At 64.9% G+C, this 21,362-nt stretch carries 11 protein-coding genes; 6 read left to right on the top strand and 5 right to left on the bottom strand.

Features of this window, described 5'->3' with window-relative positions:
* Positions 1 to 10: 10 nt before the first annotated feature.
* The 4 genes from ACZYZ7_RS29075 to pks2 all read right to left on the bottom strand — a co-directional run bounded on the left by ACZYZ7_RS29075 (position 11) and on the right by pks2 (position 10,521).
* Positions 11 to 1,345, bottom strand: a complete 1,335-nt coding sequence (locus ACZYZ7_RS29075; protein ID WP_450071225.1) for a WS/DGAT/MGAT family O-acyltransferase — start codon at positions 1,343 to 1,345, stop codon at positions 11 to 13.
* An 80-nt stretch (positions 1,346 to 1,425) separates the two neighbouring features.
* On the bottom strand, positions 1,426 to 3,318 hold the full coding sequence (gene htpG, locus ACZYZ7_RS29070) for a molecular chaperone HtpG (RefSeq protein ID WP_463742334.1): 1,893 nt from the start codon (positions 3,316 to 3,318) through the stop codon (positions 1,426 to 1,428).
* A 9-nt stretch (positions 3,319 to 3,327) separates the two neighbouring features.
* Positions 3,328 to 4,146: a GAP family protein gene (locus ACZYZ7_RS29065; RefSeq protein WP_286175170.1), complete on the bottom strand. Its 819-nt coding sequence runs from the start codon at positions 4,144 to 4,146 to the stop codon at positions 3,328 to 3,330.
* Between the two features lie 48 nt (positions 4,147 to 4,194).
* The gene (gene pks2, locus ACZYZ7_RS29060) at positions 4,195 to 10,521 is read right to left on the bottom strand and encodes a sulfolipid-1 biosynthesis phthioceranic/hydroxyphthioceranic acid synthase (RefSeq protein WP_463742333.1); all 6,327 of its coding nucleotides are present in this window, start codon (positions 10,519 to 10,521) and stop codon (positions 4,195 to 4,197) included.
* A gap of 336 nt (positions 10,522 to 10,857) precedes the next feature.
* On the opposite strand from pks2, the gene ACZYZ7_RS29055 reads away from it, so the two are divergent.
* The 6 genes from ACZYZ7_RS29055 to ACZYZ7_RS29030 all read left to right on the top strand — a co-directional run bounded on the left by ACZYZ7_RS29055 (position 10,858) and on the right by ACZYZ7_RS29030 (position 20,392).
* The gene (locus tag ACZYZ7_RS29055) at positions 10,858 to 12,600 is read left to right on the top strand and encodes an AMP-binding protein (RefSeq protein WP_463742332.1); all 1,743 of its coding nucleotides are present in this window, start codon (positions 10,858 to 10,860) and stop codon (positions 12,598 to 12,600) included.
* 22 nt (positions 12,601 to 12,622) lie between these two features.
* Complete coding sequence (locus ACZYZ7_RS29050; RefSeq protein ID WP_463742331.1) at positions 12,623 to 13,402, top strand: alpha/beta fold hydrolase; 780 nt, start codon at positions 12,623 to 12,625, stop codon at positions 13,400 to 13,402.
* A 356-nt stretch (positions 13,403 to 13,758) separates the two neighbouring features.
* Positions 13,759 to 14,178 (top strand): MmpS family transport accessory protein, encoded by a 420-nt coding sequence (locus tag ACZYZ7_RS29045; protein WP_463742330.1) that lies wholly within the window; start codon positions 13,759 to 13,761, stop codon positions 14,176 to 14,178.
* Positions 14,175 to 17,063: an MMPL/RND family transporter gene (locus tag ACZYZ7_RS29040; protein WP_463742329.1), complete on the top strand. Its 2,889-nt coding sequence runs from the start codon at positions 14,175 to 14,177 to the stop codon at positions 17,061 to 17,063. Before ACZYZ7_RS29045 ends, ACZYZ7_RS29040 begins: the two co-directional genes overlap by 4 nt.
* Positions 17,064 to 17,094: 31 nt before the next feature.
* Positions 17,095 to 19,977, top strand: a complete 2,883-nt coding sequence (locus ACZYZ7_RS29035) for an MMPL/RND family transporter (protein WP_463742328.1) — start codon at positions 17,095 to 17,097, stop codon at positions 19,975 to 19,977.
* 85 nt (positions 19,978 to 20,062) lie between these two features.
* The gene (locus tag ACZYZ7_RS29030; protein ID WP_450071217.1) at positions 20,063 to 20,392 is read left to right on the top strand and encodes a hemophore-related protein; all 330 of its coding nucleotides are present in this window, start codon (positions 20,063 to 20,065) and stop codon (positions 20,390 to 20,392) included.
* Positions 20,393 to 20,403: 11 nt separating this feature from the next.
* On the opposite strand, the gene ACZYZ7_RS29025 is transcribed toward ACZYZ7_RS29030, so the two are convergent.
* Positions 20,404 to 21,309, bottom strand: coding sequence for an IclR family transcriptional regulator (locus ACZYZ7_RS29025; protein WP_450071216.1), 906 nt, complete (start codon positions 21,307 to 21,309; stop codon positions 20,404 to 20,406).
* Positions 21,310 to 21,362 lie beyond the last annotated feature (53 nt).

The raw sequence follows: 21,362 nt of genomic DNA, 5'->3' as shown, positions 1-21,362 counted from the left end.
TCAGGCGTGTTCAGAGGTACGTGCCGGTCAGTGAAAAATCGCTCAGCGCACTCGAAAGATCTTGCTGTAGAGCCATATTCGAGTTAGCCCGGCCGGGCCGGTAAGAAACCGCGGAGACGAAGACCTTTCCGTGGGATGTTCCGGAGAGGAACGACTGCACCCCGCCGAACCGTTGCAGCATCGTCGTGGTCACGCCGGTGTGGAGGATCTTCAATGCGAAGACATCGGCGTCGGTGCCATCTGCCCGGCCGGCGGCTGGGCAGATGACGCCGACATTGGATGCGCCGACCAGGTTGGGTGCGGCGACACTGTTCGCCAGGCCGGCCGCCCTCAGAATCCGCTTGGGTAACAGGGGAACCAGGGCGTTCACCGCGTATTCGTCGTCGGACGCCTCGTGGTGGCGGATCAAGGCCTGCTTGATTGCGGTGCGGATGTCGCCCAGATTCGTCGTTGCCTGTGCCGGGTCCACCGTGACGCCCACATTCCCGATCGCATTGGCGCGCGTATCGTCCGGAGTCCGCTCGCTCACCGGCATCATCACGATGACGGAGCCGTCTGCACCGATCCGCCCCACGTGCTGAGCGAGTCGCGCCGCCAATCCCACCAGCAACGCGTTTGTGGTCCCGCCGAGTGACTGTGCGCGAGCCTCCCACTCATCGGCGTCGACGAAGACCGTCGCCATCGGGAGCGCGATCGACGGCTCGGTTCCAGGAGGCAGTATCCGGGACTTGGGCGTCAGCGGGGTCCCGATTCCGTCGCCTTTGCGGGCACGCCGGCCCAACCGGGCGGCGGCGACCATGGCGCGGCCCACGGCCGGGATGTCGCGTGCGCACTGGCGGACATCCGCGCGCAGGGCCTGCCACCGCCGGCGGGATGCGGCGGCCGGCCATCGGACCGGGTCTTCGCGGCCCTCCGTCGCGTCCGCCAGCGCGTGCCACAGTCCGACGCCGTCGATGAGGCAGTGCGGGACCACCAGGCTCACCCCGGTGCCGCCGTCGGTGAACGGCAGCACCGCAAGGCGCCATCCGGGCCCGTGCTCGCAATCCAGTGGGGCGCCGGCCTGCTCGTCGAGCCAGTCGTCGAATTCCTCGCGTGGCCGTGCCGACGCGACTTCGATGTCGGAGAAGTTCCGGGGTGCGACCCAGCGGTGGCGACCGAACGGCAACGGAGACTTCTCGATACACCGAGATAATCGTCCACGTTGAAGATTGGTGTGGAACCGTCGTAGACCGTCGACGTCGATCGGGTGGTCGTATACCCAGACGCCCTGCATGAGACTGTTTGCCCCGGTGGCCCGTCCGACGTCGAACGTGGTCTGGTCGAGCAAATCGAGTACGTTGCTCATTCTCCGAACGGTACGTGCCGAATCGTCAATTCGGTCGAAAATGCCAGCGTTGCTGCCGAAGCGGGCCGCGACGGCGGGCGTCAGACCGTGCGAGCCAGCCGGTCGGCGAGCAGGCCGGCGAACCTGGCCGGGTCCTCGGGAATCTCGCCCTCAGCGAGAAGTGCTGTGCCATAGAGCAGTTCGGCAGTTTGAGCCAGCTGGTTCAGATCGGTACCGGCGCCTGGCCGGTAGGCCTGACGTAGGCCGGTGACGAGCGGATGCACCGGGTTGAGCTCGAGAATCCTCTTTCCGACCGGAACCACCTGTCCGGACGCCTGGTACATGCGGGCCAGCGCCGGGGTGATGCCGAATGCGGGTGTGATCAAGCAGGCCGGAGACTCCGTCAGCCGGCTGGACAACCGCACCTCCGATACGTGATCACTCAGCGTTTCCGTCAGCCAGGCCAGCAGGTCGGCGAACTCTTTCTCCTGCTCGGTGCGCTCAGCGTCGTGTGCCGACTTCTCCTCGTCGGAGTCGAGGTCCACCTCGCCCTTGGCGACCGACTGCAGCGGCTTGCCGTCGAACTCCGGTACCGACCCCACCCAGATTTCGTCGACCGGGTCCGTCAGCAACAGCACCTCATACCCTCTGGCCTTGAACGCCTCCAGGTGCGGTGATTTCAGGAGCTGCTCGGTCGAGGGTCCGGTGGCGTAGAAGATCTGGTCCTGACCGTCCTTCATGCGCTCGACGTACCCGGCCAGCGTGGTGAGCCCGTCTTCGTCTGCTGTGGGGGAGACGGTGGACGCGAAGGACGACACCCGCAGCAGCGTGTCCCGGTTGTCCGGGTCCGACATCAGGCCCTCCTTGAGCACGGCGCCGAACTGAGTCCACAACGTGCGGTAGTCCTGCGGCCGCCCCGACTGCAGATCGGCGATCGTCGACAGGACCTTCTTGGTCAGCCGCCGGCGGATCGCGGTGACCTGCCGGTCCTGCTGGAGGATCTCGCGGGAGACGTTGAGTGACATCCCTTGTGCATCAACCACTCCCTTCACGAAGCGCAGGTAGGCAGGGATGAGCTCGTCGCAATCGCCCATGACGAAAACGCGTTTGATGTACAGCTGCACCCCGACCCTGGCGTCCCTGGTGAACAGGTCGAACGGGGCGTGGGAGGGGATGAACAGCAGGGCCTGGTACTCGAAGGTGCCCTCGCCCCTCATCGGGATGACCGCGAGCGGGTCGTCCCACGCATGGGCGATGTGCTTGTAGAACTCGCTGTACTCCTGCTCGGTTACCTCGTCCTTGGGCTTCGCCCACAGCGCCTTCATCGAGTTGAGCGTCTCGTCGTGCATCCGGATCGGCCAGGCGATGAAGTCGGAGTATTTTTTGACGAGCTCTCTGATCTTCGGCTCCGCGGCGTAGTCGTACAGCTGATCCTCGGCGTCCTCGGGCTTGAGATGCAGCGTGACCGAGGTGCCCTGGGGAGCGTCATCGACGGATTCGATGGTGTACGTGCCGTCACCGCTGGACACCCATCGGGTGGCGCCGCTCTCGCCGGCCTTGCGGGTCAGCAACTCGACCTGGTCGGCCACCATGAACGTCGAGTAGAAGCCGACACCGAACTGGCCGATCAATTCTTCTGAGGCGGCCGCATTCTTGGCCTCGCTCAATTGCTGACGCAGCTCGGCGGTACCCGATTTGGCGAGAGTGCCGATCAGGTCGACCACTTCCTCATGGGTCATGCCGATGCCGTTGTCGCGCACGATCAGTGTTCGCGGCTCCTGGGATACCTCGATCTCGATGTGGAGGTCGGAGGTGTCGGTGTTGAGGTCCTTGTTCCGCAGAGACTCGAGCCTCAGCTTGTCCAGGGCGTCGGAGGCGTTCGAAACCAGCTCCCGTAGGAAGGAGTCCTTGTTGGAGTACACCGAGTGGATCAGTAGTTCCAGCAGTTGGCGCGCCTGGGCCTGAAATTCCAAGTGCTCGACCTGTGGTGGCATGTGAAGAGCTTAGAGACCGCCCATGCCGCGGGCCACCAGCGAGACGCCGACGACTGCGAGGATGGCGGCCGCGAACTTCCGGTGATGGGTACGCGCCCAGTCGTGTAGTCGCTGCAAGGCTGCTTGCGTCCTCGCCGGCGCGGCCACGTTGCTGATCAGAATGATCTCCTCCACGGCCAGCACGCCGATGACGAACGCGATCGCGGCGCCGACCTGGACGCCGAGTACGGCGCCCGAAGCCACGATGATCGCAAGGGCGAACACCACGCCGTCGAGAGGCGGCAGCACGATGATGCCGATGACGAACGAGATCCACGGCGCCCCGTCCCGCCAGGCAGCGCGGATCCGGCCGAACAGCCGACGGGTTGGTGATTCGCCTTCTTCCGCTGCAGCCGCCGCAGCCGAGTGCAGTAGACGCGAGATCGCCGGTGGTGCCGATGAATCGAGCAAAAGTGTCGATACGCTTCCGGTGCCGTCGGGGTCCGCCACCGCCTGCTGACCGTGCGGGGCCGGGCTTCGCATCAATGAACGTGCCAGCATCACCACGGCGATCACCAGCAGAGCCACACCGATGGTGATCGCAGTCCGTTGGGCAGCGGGGTTCGCGGTCGGGTTGGCGAAATCTCTGGCAAAGGATGCCGAGCTCGGCGCGGCGTGAAGCGCAATCAGCGGAACGATCAGGGTGGTCAGCCCGATGATCGCCGCGCCCGACCAGTAGGCGACCAGGTTCCGCAGGGGCCGGAGCCGGGACAGCACCACGAGGATGATGCCGAGACGCACGGGGTTGATCGACGTCAGAAGTGCCAGTACCAGCAGTGACCCCCACATGGTTGTCTCCCCCGTCCGATTGTGATGTCAATCTGTCGATCGTGTGCCTCACGAAGCTTTCGCGGGAATGAGGTTCGCGCACAACAGTTTCGTCAAGTCATGAATGGTCGTGATACCGGTGGCGGGAATCCGCACGCCGGTCTCGGTTTCGATTCGGGTGCGTAGTTCGAGCGCCCCCAGTGAGTCCATGCCGTATTCGGACAGCGGACGGTCGGGGTCGACGCTGCGGCGCAGGATCAGGCCGATCTGGGTCGAGACCGCCTGCTGCACCCGGACGGGCCACTCCTCGGCCGGAATCTTGTCGAGCTCGGCGAGCAGTTTGCTCGTGCCCGAGTGGTTTTGGCCGGTGGACCGGAACGCCTCGGCGAAAGGTATCCGCTCGGCGAAGGTGCTCAACCACGATGTGCCGGTGATCGGCGCGTACCCGGTGTAGGCGCGGTTGTGACGCAGCAGCGCTTCGAACGCGTACGCACCCTCGTCGGGCGTGATGGCGATGCCGGCCCCCTCGGCCAGATCGGTGCCGCGGCCGATCTGTCCCCAGGCTCCCCACGCGATCGCGATGGCGGGCAAGCCCTGAGCTCGGCGCCACAAGCTGAATGCGTCCAGCCAGCTGTTGGCCGCTGCATAGGCGCCCTGACCGGGTGAGCCGACCAGTGCGGCGGCCGACGAGAACGAGCAGAACCAGTCCAAGGGCTGGTCGGCGGTGGCGGTGTGCAGATTCCAGGCGCCGTAAACCTTGGGGGCCCAGTCCCGCTCGATGAGCTCGTCGGTGATGTTGGTCAACGCCGCGTCCTCGATCACCCCGGCCGCGTGCAACACACCGCACACGGGAAGCCCACCGGCAGTCGCAGCGGCCACCAACCGCTGCGCGGTGCCGGGCTCGGCGATGTCACCGCACTCGACCACGATGTCGGCGCCGGTCGAGCGGATGCGGTCGATGGTCGTCAGCGCCTGGGCACTCGGCCGTGACCGGGAGGACAGCACGATGCGCCCGCAGCCGTTCGCGGCCATCTTCTCGGCCACGAACAGACCGAGCCCGCCGAGACCACCGGTGACGATGTACGCGCCGTCGGGGCGGAACACCCGCACCTGTGACGGTGGAACCACCAGCCGGCTGGAGCCGGTGTGCGGGATATCGAGCACGAGCTTGCCGGTGTGCCGGGCGCCGCCGATCGTCCGAATGGCGTTGGCGGCGTCGGCAAGTGGATACCGGGTGATCTCCGGCATCGGCAGGTCGCCCTCCGCGGTCAGCAGGTACACCGTGGCCAGCAACTCGCGTAGCCGGTCGGGGTGACTGACGGACATCAGCGCCAGGTCGACGGCATGGAACGAGAGGTTGCGCCGGAAGGGAAAGAGACCCAGTCGGGTGTCGCCGTAGATGTCCCGCTTACCGATCTCCACGAATCGCCCACCGAATGCCAGCAATTCGAGGCCGGCCCGCTGGGCGGCGCCGGTCACCGAATTCAGCACGATGTCTACGCCGTACCCCTGGGTGTCCTGGCGGATCTGATCGGCGAACTCCAGAGTCCGCGAGTCGTAGACGTGCTCAACACCCATGTCGCGCAACAACTGCCGTCGTTGCTCACTGCCGGCCGTGGCGAAGATTTCCGCGCCTGCGGCACGGGCGATGGCCATCGCCGCCTGGCCGACCCCGCCGGTCGCCGAGTGGATCAGCACCTTGTCGCCCGCTCTGATGCGGGCCATGTCGTTGAGCCCGTAGTACGCGGTGGCGCTCGCGACTGTCAGCGCCGCGGCCTCGACGTCGGACAATCCGGCCGGCAGGGTGGTGGCCAGGCGGGCGTCGCACGTGACGAACGTGCCCCAACAACCGTCGGCGCACAGACCGCCGACATGATCGCCGACCCGGTGGTCGGTCACGTCGGGCCCGACCGCGGTCACCACCCCGGCGAAGTCGATGCCGAGCTGCGGAAGCCGGCCGTCGAAGGCGGGATATCGGCCGAAAGCGACCAGCACGTCGGCGAAGTTGATGCTGGACGCGGTGACGGCGACCTCGATCTGTCCCGGACCCGGCGGAAGGTGTTCGCAGGCGACGAGTTCCATCGACTCGAGGTCGCCGGGTGTGCGGATCTGCAGCCGCATCCGGTCACGCTCATGGTCGGCGAGGGTGGTCTGTCGCTCCTCTGGGCGCAGCGGGGCAAGACACAACCGGGCGGTGTACCACTGGCCGTCACGCCAGGCGGTTTCGTCCTCCTCGGACCCGCTGAGCAGTTGCAGCGCCAATTGCTCAGCGCCGGTGGCCTCGTCCACATCGATCTGGGTGGCCACCAGGTGCGGATGCTCGGCGCCGATCACCCTGATCAAACCCCGCAACTCAGCCTGCTCGAGATTGGCCACGTCGCCGGCCACCACGGTCTGGGCACCGCGGGTCACCACGTAGAGGCGGGGCAGTTCGCCCGGTATCTCGGGCAGTTCGCGGGTGATGTGCACCAGGTGGCGAACGTAATCGCGGCCCCGCAGCGGGAACTGGTCACCGGCATCGCCGCTCTTCGGTTCCGCCAGGATCACCACACCGGTGAACTGCCCGCCGCGCAGTCGGCTGCTGAGCTCGCGCCCCGTCGACGGGTCATCGTCTCGGCTGGGCCAACTCATGGTGGCGCACTGTGCACCATGGGCGGTCAGGACATCGCCCAAGCTCGCCGTCACGGCATCGGCGGCGGCCGTGGCACTGATCAGCAGCCAGGATCCGGCGTCGGCATACTCCGCCTCCGGCAGGTCACGTTGCTGCCACTCCACGGCCAGCAGTCGCTCGCTGAGAACCTGATCGTCGTGGGCGCTTCCGGAGACACCGGTGCCGAGTCGTAGCCCCTGGGCCCTGAGCAGGACCGAGCCGTTCTCGTCGAGCACATCGATGTCGGCCTCGAGCTCCGCGGTGTCGGCATGGATCAACCGGGTGTAGCAGTAGCGCGCGTTGCGGACCGAGCCGTAGCTCCGTAGGCGACGGACGCCCAGTGGCAACGCCAGCACGTCGCCGCCGAGGGCCTGCACGTCGGGGATGGCCTCCACGGATTGGAAGCACGCGTCCAGCAGCGCCGGGTGCACGACGTAGGCGTCCTGTTGTGACCGGATCGAGCGGGGCAGTGCCACCTCGGCGAGCACGGCCTGGGTTGCCCCGGTGTGCACGGCGACCATGCCGGCGAATGCCGGACCGTACTGAATACCGTGCTCACTCACACGATTCCGGACCTCGTCACCGCTCTCGTCGCCGGGGAGTGCAACCAGGAGCGCCGACAGATCGTAGGCGGGTGGCTGCACATCATCGGCGGCCTGCAGTACCGCGCTCGCGTGGCGTGCCTGGTCGCCCTCGTGATTCGTATCCACGGTGAAGTCGACGACCCCCGGCGACGCCACCAACGCCGACGCGCCGACCCATGTCTGCTCGTCCAACAGCAGTGCCTGCTCGAAGTGGACGTCCCGGACCTCGGAAGCCGCGCCCAACACCGAGTTCGCGGCCGCCAGCGTCATCTCGCAGTACGCGGCTCCGGGAAGCACGGCAACGCTGCGGATCTGGTGGTCCGCGAGCCAGGGCTGGGCGGCCGTGCCGACATCTGCCTGCCACACGTGGTGCTCAGGCTGCTCCTGCAGGCGCACACCGGGGCCCAAGAGCGGGTGAACCGCGATGGTGCAACCGCCGTGCGTCGGAGAATCGTGGCCGCCCCCGTTCAGCCACAGTCGGCCGTGCGTCCAGGTAGGAAGTGGCGCATCGACCAACCGCCCGCTCGGGGAGAGCGCCGTGAAATCGACTGCCGCGCCTGCGCTGTGCAGATCGACCAGGAACCCACGCAACCCGTTCGGCAGGGCCTGTTCACGGCGCATCGCGGCCAGGGCGGCCATCGGCGTCTCGCGACTGCGCGCCGTCTGTTCGAGGGCCCGGGTGAGCAGCGGGTGCGGCGACAATTCGGCGAAGACCCGGTGCCCGTCCTCCAACGCCGCTTGTACCGCGGTGGCGAACCGAACCATCCGGCGCATGTTGGTCACCCAGTAGGCGGCGTCGCACACCGGTTGCTCGCGGGGATCGAACAGGGTCGCGGAGTAGAAGGGGATCTCCGGTGGCATCGGCTTCAGGTCGGCGAGGGCCGCGGTCAGGTCACTGACGATCGGCTCGACCAGAGGCGAGTGGAAGGCGACATCGACCGGGACCTCACGAGCCATCACCCCACGCTGTTCCCAGTCGGCGACGAGCTCGCGAACCGTCTGTGTGGCACCGGCCACGACGGTGGATTCCGGAGAGGCCACGACCGCCACCACGACATCGCTGACTCCGCGTCCGGTCAGCTCGGAAAGTACCTGCTTGGCAGGAAGTTCCACCGCGGCGGTGGCGCCAGTGCCCGCGATCCGGGACATGAGTTGCGACCGGCGGCAGATCAGGCGTAGACCGTCCTCCAGCGAAAGCGCCCCTGCGACAACGGCGGCCGCGCCTTCGCCCAGGGAATGGCCGATCACCGCGGCGGGGTGCACCCCGTATGCCCTCATGGCGGCGGCCAACGCGACCTGCATGGTGAACAGCGTGGGCTGCAGCCGGTCCTGACCGGTGACCGTCTGTGCCGCCGACATCGCCTCGGTCACCGAGAATCCGGACTCGGCGGCGATGATCGGCTCGGCCTGGGCCACGGTGGCGGCGAACACCGGTTCGGTCGCCAGGAGCTCGGCACCCATTGCCGCCCACTGTGATCCCTGGCCGGAGAACACCCAGACCGGACCTCGGTCGTTGCGCCCGACAGCGGCTTGGTGGGGGGTATCGCCGTCGGCGATCTCACGTAACGCCGCGGTGAGTTCCGCGCGGGTGCGCGCGTTGACGGCGGTGCGTACCGGTCGGTGCACGCGTCGGCGCGCCAGGGTGTACGCCAGATCAGGCAGGGCGGCATCGTCGTGCGCCTGTACCCAGTCGGCCAGCCGGGCGGCCGTGTGACGCAGCTCTTCTGTCGAAGTGGACGACAGCGGGAACAACATCGGTGCCGCGTCCGGCGCGGGCGGCGCTTCGGCCCCGGTGAGTTCCGGCGCCTGCTCGGGTGCCTGCTCCACGATGGCGTGCACGTTGGTCCCCGACAGCCCGTATGACGAGACCGCCGCCCGTCGGGGATGCTTCCCGTTGGTGGACCACGGTGTGGTCTCTCGGGGCACAAAGAGATTGGTCTCGATCTGGGCGAGTTGATCGGGTAGGCGGGTGAAATGGAGATTCTGCGGAACCACACCATGGCGCACCGCGAGAACGGCCTTCATCAGGCCGAGCGCGCCGGAGGCCGCCTGGGCATGCCCCAAGTTGGTCTTCACCGAGGTGAGGGCGCAGCGGCCGTCGACGCCGTACACCTTCGCCAGGCTGGCGTATTCGATCGGGTCCCCGACCGGGGTGCCCGTACCGTGCGCTTCGACCATCCCGACCGTGTCGGGATCGATATCGGCTGAGGCCAAGGCCATTCGGTACACCGCGGTCTGTGCGGTTTCCGACGGCGTGGCGATGTTCACGGTGTGGCCGTCCTGATTGGCGGCCGTGCCACGGATCACGGCCAGGATCCGATCACCGTCGCGCACTGCGTCGGGCAGCCGCTTGAGCAGCACGACAGCGCAGCCCTCGCCCGAAACGAACCCGTCGGCCGCGACGTCGAAGGCGTGGCAGCGCCCGGTTGGTGAGAGCATCCCCTCAGCTGACCCGGAGGCGAACTTGCGCGGGTCCAGCACCAGGGTGACACCGCCGGCGAAGGCAAGGTCGCTCTCGCCCTCGTGCAGGCTGCGGCAGGCCAGGTGCACTGCGGCCAGCCCGGAGGAGCAGGCCGTGTCGATCGTGAGCGCGGGACCGTGGACCCCCAGCGCATAGGCGACCCGTCCGGACGCCAGGCTGAAGTTGGTGCCGCTGTACCCGTACGCGGCCTCCAGGGCCTCGGCGTCAGCGGCCAGCATCACGTAGTCGCCGTGCGTCAGCCCGACGAAGACACCGGTGCTCGAGTCCGTCAGATCGTCCCGGGAGACGCCGGCATTTTCCATGGCCTCCCACGACGTCTCGAGAAGAATCCGGTGCTGAGGGTCGATCGCGGCGCCCTCGCGCTCGTTGATCTCGAAGAACTCGGAGTCGAAGCCGGCAACATCGTCGATGAACGCACCCCACTTCGACACCGATCGTCCGGGCACCCCGGGTTCGGGGTCGTAGTAGTCGTCGGCATCCCAGCGGTCGGGCGGCACCTCGGTGACCAGATCATCGCCGCGGATCAACGCCTCCCAGAGTCGTTCGGGGGAGTCGATACCGCCGGGAAGCCGGCAGGCCATCCCGATGACCGCTACCGGGGTGACCGGTTTGCCGCGCGAGGGCCGCGGGGTGGAACCGGGATCCGAACCCGGCAATCTGTCATGCGTGCTCTCGGTCATAGCCAAGTGCCCTCCTCCCCGAGGCCGGTTGGCGGACTGGCCGCTACCGGTTCGGATGCCCGGCGCCGTACGGTGAGCCGACGCAGTTACGCCGGTGTTCGCCCACCGCCGTCGCCGGCGCGGGGTCCTCAGCGGGCGGTTACCTTCATTCACGCTAGATTCGCTGGGGGGAGTTGTCCCACGATCTGAGCAATCAATCGGATGTATACAAACGAATGCAAATAGTTTGCGCGACGGTACTGCCAAATGACATAACTGTGACGCACACTTGGTGCAGTTGAAGTTTGCCGCGCTTTTCAGATATGCGGCCGCGGCCGCGGCGTTACCCTGATGCCCGTGGGTGATACGTCCATTCTGACGTTGCTGAACGAGCGTGCCGGTCTTCAAGGTGACGAGACCGCGGTTACTTTTATTGATTACGAAAATAATTGGGATGGAGTTCCGGAGAGCCTGACGTTCGCGCAGTTGTATCGCCGGACGCGGAACCTGGCACGACACCTCGAACAGTGCGGGGCGCCGGGTGACCGGGCCCTGATCCTGGCCCCGCAGGGAATCGACTACATCGTGGCCTTTTTCGGCGCGATGCAGGCGGGGCTCATCGCGGTCCCTCTGTCGGTGCCTCTGGGGGGCGCCACCGATGACCGCGTCGGATCTGTGCTGCAGGATGCTGCGCCGACCGTCATCCTCACCACCTCTGCGGTCGCAGGCGTGGTAGCCGACTACGTGTCCTCCCAGCCCGGCGGATCGGCTCCGTCGATGGTCGAAGTCGACCTGCTGGATCTCGATGCCCCGAAGGGGCCATCCGGAGCCGGGATCGACGATCACCCGGACACCGCGTATTTGCAGTACACGTCGGGATCCACGCGGAACCCGGCCGGGGTGATGATGTCGCACAAAAACCTGATGGCCAATTTCCGGCAACTGTTGCCCGGCTACTTTTCCGCCTTCGGAAATGTCATTCCGCCCGGCGCCACCGTTGTGTCGTGGCTGCCGTTCTACCACGACATGGGTTTGTACCTCGGAGTTTGCGCGCCGGTGCTGACGGGAGTTCCCGCTGTGCTCACCAGCCCGATGGCGTTTCTGCAACGACCGGCCCGGTGGATGCAATTTTTGGCAAACAATAGTCGTGCCTACACCGCCGCGCCGAACTTCGCCTTCGAATTGGCCGTGCGAAAGACATCCGACGAAGACCTGGCCGGCCATGACCTCTCCGATGTGCTGGTCATCATCACCGGCGCCGAGCGGGTGCATCCGGCAACGCTTGAGCGCTTCACCGACCGCTTTGCGAGGTTGAAGCTGAACCCGGCGGTGATCCGCCCGTCGTACGGGCTCGCGGAGGCAACCGTCTACGTGACGAGCAACCCGCCCGATCGACCACCGACCGTCGTGCGTTTCGAATCCGACAAGCTGACCGCCGGCGTGGCACGGCGTTGCGAAAACAGCAGCGGCACACCCCTGGTCAGCTACCAGATGCCGCAGTCACCGATGGTCCGCATCGTCGACTCCGATACCTGTGTGGAATGCCCGCCCGGTTCAGTCGGCGAGATCTGGGTGTACGGCGACAACGTCGCGACCGGCTATTGGGGCAGACCCGCAGAGAGCGCGGCCACGTTCGGCGGACAGCTCGTATCGCCCTCGGACGGCACCCCCGAGGGGCCCTGGCTGCGCACCGGGGACCTCGGCTTCGACTCCGGCGGCGAGCTGTTCGTGGTCGGCCGCATCAAAGACCTGCTGATCGTGTACGGGCGCAACCATTCTCCCGACGACATCGAGGCGACAATCCAGGAGATCACCCGGGGCCGGTGCGCCGCCATCGCGGTTCCGGACGGTCGCACCGAGAAGCTGGTCGTGATCATCGAAGTCAGAAAGCAGGGCGACTCTCACCAGGAGACCATGGACAAACTCTCCGCCGTCAAGCGTGAAGTGACCTCGGCGATATCCCACTCGCACAGCCTCGGTGTCGCGGATCTGGTTCCGGTGCTGCCCGGTTCGATCCCGATCACCACGAGTGGAAAAGTCCGACGATCGGCCTGTGTCGAGCATTATCGGCACGGCCAGTTCGTCCGGCTGGACGCGTAGCCGACAACGCGGGGCGGGGAGAATGAATCTGGCCTACGAAGACCGCGGCCACGGTGAGGCGGTGCTGTTCATCGCCGGCCAAGGGGGTCTCGGACGCACCTGGGATCTTCACCAGGTGCCCGCATTCCGTGCCGCCGGGTACCGCGTCATCACGTTCGACAACCGGGGTGTCGGTGCCACAGCGAATACCGATTCGTTAACCACCGCGACGATGGTGGCCGACACGGCCGAGTTGATCGAGCGGCTCGGCGTCGCTCCGGTCCGGCTCGTCGGTGTCTCGATGGGCTCCTACATCGCACAGGAACTGATGCTGTCCCGGCCGGAACTGGTGAGCCAGGCGGCGTTGATGGCCACGCGTGGCCGCAACGATCGGGCGCGGGAGTTCTTTCGGCAGGCGGAACTGGAACTTGCTGGTGCAAACGTGCGTGTCCCGCCGGCATATGAAGCGAAACTTCGTTTGCTGGAAAGCTTTTCGCCAAAGACTCTGAACGATGACGACTCGGTTCGGGACTGGATCGACACCTTCACGATGTGGCCCACCAGGCCGACCAGGGGAGTCCGCGCCCAGTATGACGTCGGCCCGGAGCGGGATCGGCGGCTCGAATACCGTTCGATCGCCACATCGGTGCTGGTGATCGGTTTCGCCGACGACCTCGTGATGCCCCCACACCTCGGTGCGGAGGTGGCAGAGGCCCTTCCGAACGGCCGGTATCTCGAGATCGCCGACACGGGGCACCTGGGATTCCTCGAACGGCCGGATGCCGTGAACTCGGCGATCCTGGAGTTCTTCGCCAATGCCTGAGAGTCGGTGTATGTCCCACGGCGACAACAACGTTGACCGTATGTCCGGACCGTCGGCGACGGAAGTGCCGGAGCGGGCCCGGTCGACAGCTGATACGCAGCGAATGTCCAGCCGGCGCCGATCGGTAGCAACGGTAACTTCCGTTCCACATCGTGCACCCGCGGTTTGCATTACGATCCCGTATCACGTTGGGAATAGACCGATATGGAGGTCGCCTGAATGCTGTACTTGTCAGGTTCGGATCCTGCCCGAATCGCAGCGTGTTCGCCGTGACCCCTCCGCACGGCTGGTTCGGGGTGCCGACGGCAACCGAATCGGCGGGCTAGACGCGGATGGGGGTTCGTGATTTGGGGGTCATGAAGCGGCTGTGGATTCCGCTGCTCATCCTCGCCGTCCTCGGCGCCGGCGGATTCACGGTGCTGCGGCTGCACGGTGTCTTCGGTTCCGAGATTCGCCCCGCGTATTCCGACACCGAAACCGAGGCACGCAAGCCCTACAACCCGAAGCAGCTGGCGTACGAGGTGTTCGGCTCTCCGGGCACGACGGCGAGCATCAGCTATTTCGATGTCGACGCGGAGCCGCAGTTCATTGAAAACGCAAGCTTGCCATGGACGTTGAAGTTTCCGATGTCCGAGACGACGGCGATGGTCAACATCATCGCGCAGGGCACTGGTAACACCATCGGCTGCCGCATCACCGTCGATGGCAAGGTCAAGTCGGAGCGGACGGGGCAAGGGACGAGCGCGTTCACCTTCTGCACGCTGAAGGCCGCATGAGCAGCCAACCCACCGCCGACAAGCCGCCGTTCATCCCGCGGATGATCCGCAAGCTGGCGGTGCCGATCATCCTGCTGTGGTTGGTGATCGCCTACATCCTCGGTGCGGCCGTCCCTCCGCTCGAGCAGGTGGAAAAAGAGCACTCGGTATCGATGATTCCCAACGATGCGCCGTCCTTCGAGGCGATGCAGCGCATGGGACAGAGCTTCCAGGAATCCAACTCGAACAGCGTGGCGATGATCGTCCTGGAGGGGCAACAGCCGCTCGGCGACGATGCGCATCGCTATTACGACGACTTGATCCGTCAGTTGAAAGCCGATACGGCGCATGTGCAGCACATCCAGGATTTCTGGGGTGACCCGCTGACGGCGGGTGCGGCGCAGAGCGCCGACAACAAGGCCGTCTACGTGCAGATGAGCCTCACCGGTGACCTCGGTCAGACCGCCTCGACCGATTCCTTGGAATCCGTCCGCAACATCGTGAAGAACACCCCGCCACCGCCGGGGGTGAAAGCCTACGTCACCGGGCCGGTCGCCCTTGTTGCCGATCTGAGCCAGAGCGGCAACAAGACCGTGCTCCTGGTCACCGGCCTGAGTCTCACGGTCATCCTCGTGATGCTGCTCTTCTTCTTCCGTTCGATCGTCACCGCACTGCTGCTGCTGCTACTGGTGGGAACTCAGCTCCAGGTGGCTCGAGGAGTCGTCGCATTCCTGGGCGATCAAGGGGTGATCGGGCTTTCCACTTACGCCGTGAACCTGTTGGTCACGCTCGGAATCGCGGCGGGAACCGACTACGGCATCTTCTTCGTCGGCAGGTATCAGGAGGCGCGTCAGGCCGGCGAGGACCGGGAGAGGGCCTTCTATACGACCTATCACAGCGTCGCCAAGGTGGTCCTGGCCTCGGGTCTGACCATCGCCGGCGCGGTGTACTGCCTGAGTTTCACCCGGCTGCCGTATTTCCAGACCCTGGGCGTCCCGTGCGCGCTGGGTATGGTCGTCGCCGTTGCGGTCGCCCTGACGCTGATTCCGGCGGTCCTTGTCCTCGGCGGGCGTTTTGGACTGTTCGAACCCAAACGCAAGATCATCGTGCGTCGTTGGCGGCGCCTGGGTACCGCGATCGTCCGCTGGCCCGCACCGATTCTCGTGACGGCATTGGCCGTATCGCTCATCGGATTGCTGGCGCTACCGAAATACCAGCCTGGTTACAACGACCAGAATTATCTGCCGAAGAATATTCCGGCCAATGAAGGGTATGCAGCGGCCGACCGGCACTTCCCGCAGTCGCTGATGACGGCTCCGGACATCTTGTATATCGAGGCCGACCACGACCTGCGCAACCCGGCCGATTTTCTGGTGCTGAACAAACTGGTCAAGGGGCTTCTCGCGGTTCCGGGCGTCGCGAGGGTACAGGGGGCCACCCGTCCTGAGGGAACCCCGCTGAAGCACACGACGATCCCGTTCCTCATGAGTTCGGGCAACGCAAGTCAGTTACAGCTCTTGCCGTTTCAGAAGGCCCGGATGAACGACCTGGTCACCCAGGCTGATGAGCTGCAGAAGACCATCGGCACGATGCAGCGGATGTACGGCTTGATGCAGCAGCTCGCCATTACGACGAATGCGATGGTCACCAAAACCCATGAGTTGGAGGACGTCACCAACGAATTGCGTGATCACATGGCAGACTTCGACGATTTCTTCAGACCCCTTCGGAATTACCTGTACTGGGAACCGCATTGCTTCAACATCCCGGTCTGTTGGGCGTTGAAATCGCTGTTCGAAGCGCTTGACGGCGTTGATCGGCTCACGTCGACGATGCACCAGCTCGTGGGAAACCTCGATCAGTTGAATCTGCTCATGCCGCAGATGCTCGCCCAGTTCCCGGCCATGATCGCGACGATGGAGAGCACCCGGACCATGATGCTGACGATGCACAGCACCATGGCCGGAATCTTCGGTCAGATGGAGGAAAACGGCAACAACGCCACCGCCATGGGCAAAGCGTTCGACAATGCCCAGAACGACGACTCCTTCTACCTCCCTCCCGAAGTTTTCGACAATGAAGACTTCAAAAAGGTTCTGGACGTTTTCGTCTCGCCCGACGGGAAGTCGGCGCGCATGCTCATCACGCAGCGGGGCGATCCGGCGTCGCCCGAGGGCATCGCCCGGGTCGAACCGTTGAAAACGGCGGCGGAGGAAGCGCTCAAGGGAACACCACTGGAAAGCGCCAAGATCTATCTCACCGGTAGCTCGGCGATGGCAAAGGATCAGGTGGATGGTTCTACCTACGATCTCATGATCGCGGGGGTCGCGGCGCTCTGCCTCATTTTCATCATCATGTTGATCATGATCCGGAGCCTGGTGGCCGCGCTCGTCATCGTGGGTACGGTCGCGCTTTCGCTGGGTGCGGCCTTCGGGCTGTCGGTGCTCATCTGGCAGCACATTCTCGGAATTCAATTGAACTGGCTCGTGCTCGCGATTTCGCTGATCATTCTTTTGGCAGTCGGTTCCGATTACAACCTGCTGCTGGTATCGCGCATGAAAGAGGAGATAAAAGCCGGGATCAATACCGGCATCATCCGTGCGATGGCCGGTAGCGGCAAGGTGGTCACCGCCGCCGGGCTGGTGTTCGCGTCCACCATGATGTCGATGCTTGCCAGCGACGTGCGCACGATCGGTCAGGTGGGTTCGACGATCGGTATCGGCCTGCTGTTCGACACCCTGATCGTGCGCGCGTTCATGACGCCGTCGATCGCTGCGCTGTTGGGTCGCTGGTTCTGGTGGCCGCTGAGGGTCCGGCAGCGTCCGGCCAGTGCACTGCTGCGGCCGACCGGCCCCCGCCCTCTGGTCCGGTCTCTTCTGCTGTTACCGGACGAACGCGGCTCCTGATGATGGTGTCCTTCTGCGTGAGGACAGCCGCATGAGCGAGCAGTCGACGCCCAGCGATCCGCCGTTCGTCGCGCGGATGATCTATCGGCTCGCGGTACCGATCATTCTCGGCTGGCTGGTGATCGTGGCAGTCCTGACCTTCGCTGTCCCGTCACTGGAGCAGGTCGGACGGGAGTACTCCGTATCGCTGGTCCCCAAGGATGCCCCGTCATTCCAGGCGATGCAGCGTATGGGCCGCAGCTTCGGTGAGTCTGATTCCGACAGCGTGGCGATGATCGTCCTGGAGGGACAACAACCGCTCGGCGACGATGTGCACAGGTACTACGACGACCTGGTGCGGCAGCTGAAAGCCGATACGAAGCATGTGCAGCATGTGCAGGACTACTGGGGGGACAAGCTCACCGCCTCGGGTGTGCAGAGCCCGGACAACAAGGCTGTCTACGTCCAGCTGAATCTCGCGGGCAACCAGGGTGAATCCCTGTCCACCGAATCGGTGGAGGCGGTCCGGGACATCGTGCAACGGTCACAGCCGCCGGCCGGGGTCAAGGCCTATGTCACCGGCTCCGCGCCGCTTGCGTCGGACATGAACCACGCCGGCGACAAATCCATCATCAAGATCACCGCCGTCACCCTCGTGGTGATCCTCACGATGCTGCTCTTCGTCTACCGTTCGGTGGTCACGGCAGTTCTTCTGCTGGTCATGGTGGGCATGCAGGTCCAGACGGCGCGAGGTGTCGTCGCACTGCTCGGTGATCACCAGATCATCGGGCTCTCGACGTTCGCCGTGAATCTGCTCGTATCGCTCGGGATCGCCGTCGGTACCGACTACGGCATTTTCTTCATCGGCCGGTATCAGGAGGCGCGGCAAGCGGGTGAGGAACGCGAGCAGGCGTTCTATACGACGTATCACAGCGTGGCCAAGGTGGTGCTGGCCTCAGGCCTGACGATTGCCGGTGCGATCTTCTGTCTGAGTTTCGCCCGGCTGCCGTACTTCCAGACGATGGGTATTCCCACCTCTGTGGCCATGGTCGTCGCGGTGGCAGTGGCACTGACCCTGATCCCGGCTGTTCTGGCGCTGGGGGGACGCTTCGGTTTGTTCGAGCCCAAACGCAGGATCATCGTCCGACGCTGGCGGCGCCTCGGTACCGCGATCGTCCGCTGGCCCGCGCCAATCCTCGCCGCGGCAATGGTGGTGGCACTGATCGGCTTGTTGGCGCTGCCTGCGTACAAGACCAGTTACAACGACCGGTTGTATGTGCCCAGCAGCATTCCGGCGAATGTCGGATACGCCGCCGCCGAGCGGCACTTTCCGCCGTCGCGCATGACACCCGACATTTTGTTGGTCGAGGCCGATCACGATATGCGTAACCCGTCGGATTTCCTGGTGTTGAACAAACTCGCGAAAAGCGTATTCGCCGTGCCCGGGATTTCACGGGTCCAGGGAATAACGCGTCCCGAGGGCACCCCGATCGACCGCACTTCGATTCCGTTCCTGCTCAGCATGCAGAGTGCAACTCAGGTGGAGCTCCTGCCGTTTCAGAAGAATCGCATGAATGACCTGGTCAAACAGGCCGACGACATGTCGAAGATGATCGCGAACATGCAGCGTCTCTACGCCGTGACACAGAAGCTCGTCACCATGACCCACGGCTTGGTGAAGAACACCCACGAGATGGAGGATGTGCTGAAGGAGGTACGGGACCATATTGCGGATTTCGATGACTTCTTCCGGCCCATCCGCAATTACCTGTATTGGGAGCCGCATTGCTTTGACATCCCGTACTGCTGGGCCATGAGGTCCTTTTTCGACGCGATGGACGGCGTCGACGCGGTTGCCGACAAGACTCGAGACCTTGTCCGGAACCTCGACCAACTGGATGCGCTCATGCCGAAGATGGTTGCCCAGTTCCCAGCGATGATCGCCTCCATGCAGATGATGCGGACCATGATGCTGACGATGCACAGCACCATGGCCGGAACGCTCGCCCTGATGGATGAGAACAGCAAGAACGCCGCCGTCATGGGCCGGGCCTTCGACGCCGCGCAGAACGACGACTCGTTCTATCTGCCTCCGGAGGTCTTCAACAACGAGGACTTCAAGCGAGCGATGAACCTGTTCTTCTCGCCCGACGGAAAGTCGGTGCGGTTGATCATCTCTCACCGCGGAGACCCCGCCACGCCGGAGGGTATCGCGCGAATTGACAAGGTGGTCAGAGCCGCTGAAGAGGCCCTGAAGTTGACTCCTCTGGCGAGCGCCAAGATTTACATGGCGGGAACCGCGGCGACGTACCGGGACATGCGCGACGGGGCCACCTACGATCTGCTGCTCGCGGGAGTCGCCGCGCTCTGCCTGATCTTCATCATCATGTTGATCGTGACGCGCAGTCTGGTGGCCGCGCTGGTAATCGTTGGCACCGTTGCGCTTTCGTTGGGCGCGGCCTTCGGGTTGTCGGTGCTCATCTGGCAACACATCCTGGGCATCTATCTGCACTGGCTCGTGCTCGCGATGTCCGTGATCATTCTGTTGGCGGTAGGTTCCGACTACAACCTGCTGCTGGTGTCCCGGATGAAAGAGGAAATCGGCGCCGGGATCAACACCGGCATCATCCGGGCCATGGGCGGTAGCGGCAAAGTGGTGACGGCCGCGGGTCTGGTGTTCGCGTTCACCATGATGTCGATGGTGGTCAGCGACCTCCGAATCATCGGACAGGTGGGTTCCACCATCGGGATCGGCCTGCTGTTGGACACCCTCGTGGTCCGCGCACTCATGACTCCGTCGATCGCCGCACTGCTGGGACGCTGGTTCTGGTGGCCGCAACGCGTGCGTCCCCGCCCCGCCAGCGCACTACTGCGGGACACCGGCCCACGGTCACTGGTGCGTACTTATTTGCTGAAGCAAGAAAACCCCGAGTGAACGACTATGTGGACATTAGCGAATCGCGGTCCAGGGGCAATGTGATCGAGTAGAGTTTCGGGCCTCGGGGGGAGGAGGTCGTGACATGTTAGAGCTAATGCCGGTCAAACTGGCTGTCGCAGTGGGTGGATTGGCGATGATGGTGGCCACCGGGGCCGGTATCGCGTCGGCAGATCCGCTGGATTCGATCGTGAACACCACCTGCAGTTACCCCCAGGTGATGGCTGCGGCGAATGCCCAGGATCCGGCGGCGGCCGCTCAATTCGAGGCGGACCCGACGTCCCAGGCTTACCTGCACCAGTTCCTGTCCGCGCCAAGGGCTCAACGGCAACAGATGGCCCAGATGATCCTGAGCTCGAACGGCCAATACCTAGGGTTGATGCAGCAGATCTTCGGGACCTGCAACAACTTCTGAGCTCAGGTTCGTCAGTACGCCGGCTTCGTCCCACCGAGCTGCTTCGTCAACGCGTCGGCTGTCGCCACCAGTGCTTTGGCCCGCTCGCTGATCTCCTTGTTCGTGAGGGCCGTCCCGATGTGCAGTGAGGCCGCCATGACCTGGCGCCGGTAGTGGTCGAACACCGGCGCGGAGATGACGCTGATGTCATGTGGCATTCGGCCGCTCGGTCCCTCGTCCCGCAGATACACGCGCTCGCCGATGTCGGACACCAACTCACTCAGCAGGGCGCGCAGTTCGTCGGGCAGGTTGGTCGACATCCCCGCCATCAGCGCGTAGAGCCTGCGGCCCCCGGGGGTCAGGCGTTCCACGAGATATCCGTCGGCGCGACAGTTTTCGATCACCCGCTGTAGCCGCGCGGATTCGGTGCGCAGCGGAATCGTCGGCGCCTTGGCCAGCCAGGCCCGCAGCGCGTCGTCGTCCCACAGCACGAACATCAGGCCGACCGGCGGTGCGAACGGATAGCTCTGCCCGACCCGGACGCCAGGGTCGCGGCCGGGCGGGCCGACCACCTCCAGCACCGTGATCCGGTCATCGACCACGGCGGTCAGGCCCGCGGAGGTGTCGAAAGCGGCTGACAGCGCGTGCAACTCGGCTCGGGCCGCCGGGTTGACGCGCATCGACTCTTGCGCCGCGTGGCCGAGCGAGATCAGGCTCGGACCAAGGCGGTACGTCTTGTCTCCGCTGTCCCGGATCAGGTAGCCCGATTCGGTGAGTGAGCTCAGGATCCCCAGGCACGTCGGCTTGGTCAGTCCGACTCGGCGGGTGAGTTCGGAGAGCCCGAACCGCTCCTGCGGGTGGCGGGACAGGAAATCCAGGATGGCAACCACCCGGGCAGTCGGTGGTGAGGCGCGGCCGGCCGGCTCGGCGTCTGGCATCGATCCTCCTGGGCGTTGACTCGAATTGGAACGCGTTCTAGTGTCGGGTAGGA

This window comes from Mycobacterium sp. IDUB_17, assembly GCF_055419465.1.
The sequence above is the reverse complement of the archived record's forward strand: the minus strand, read 5'-3'. Positions and strand labels throughout refer to the sequence as shown.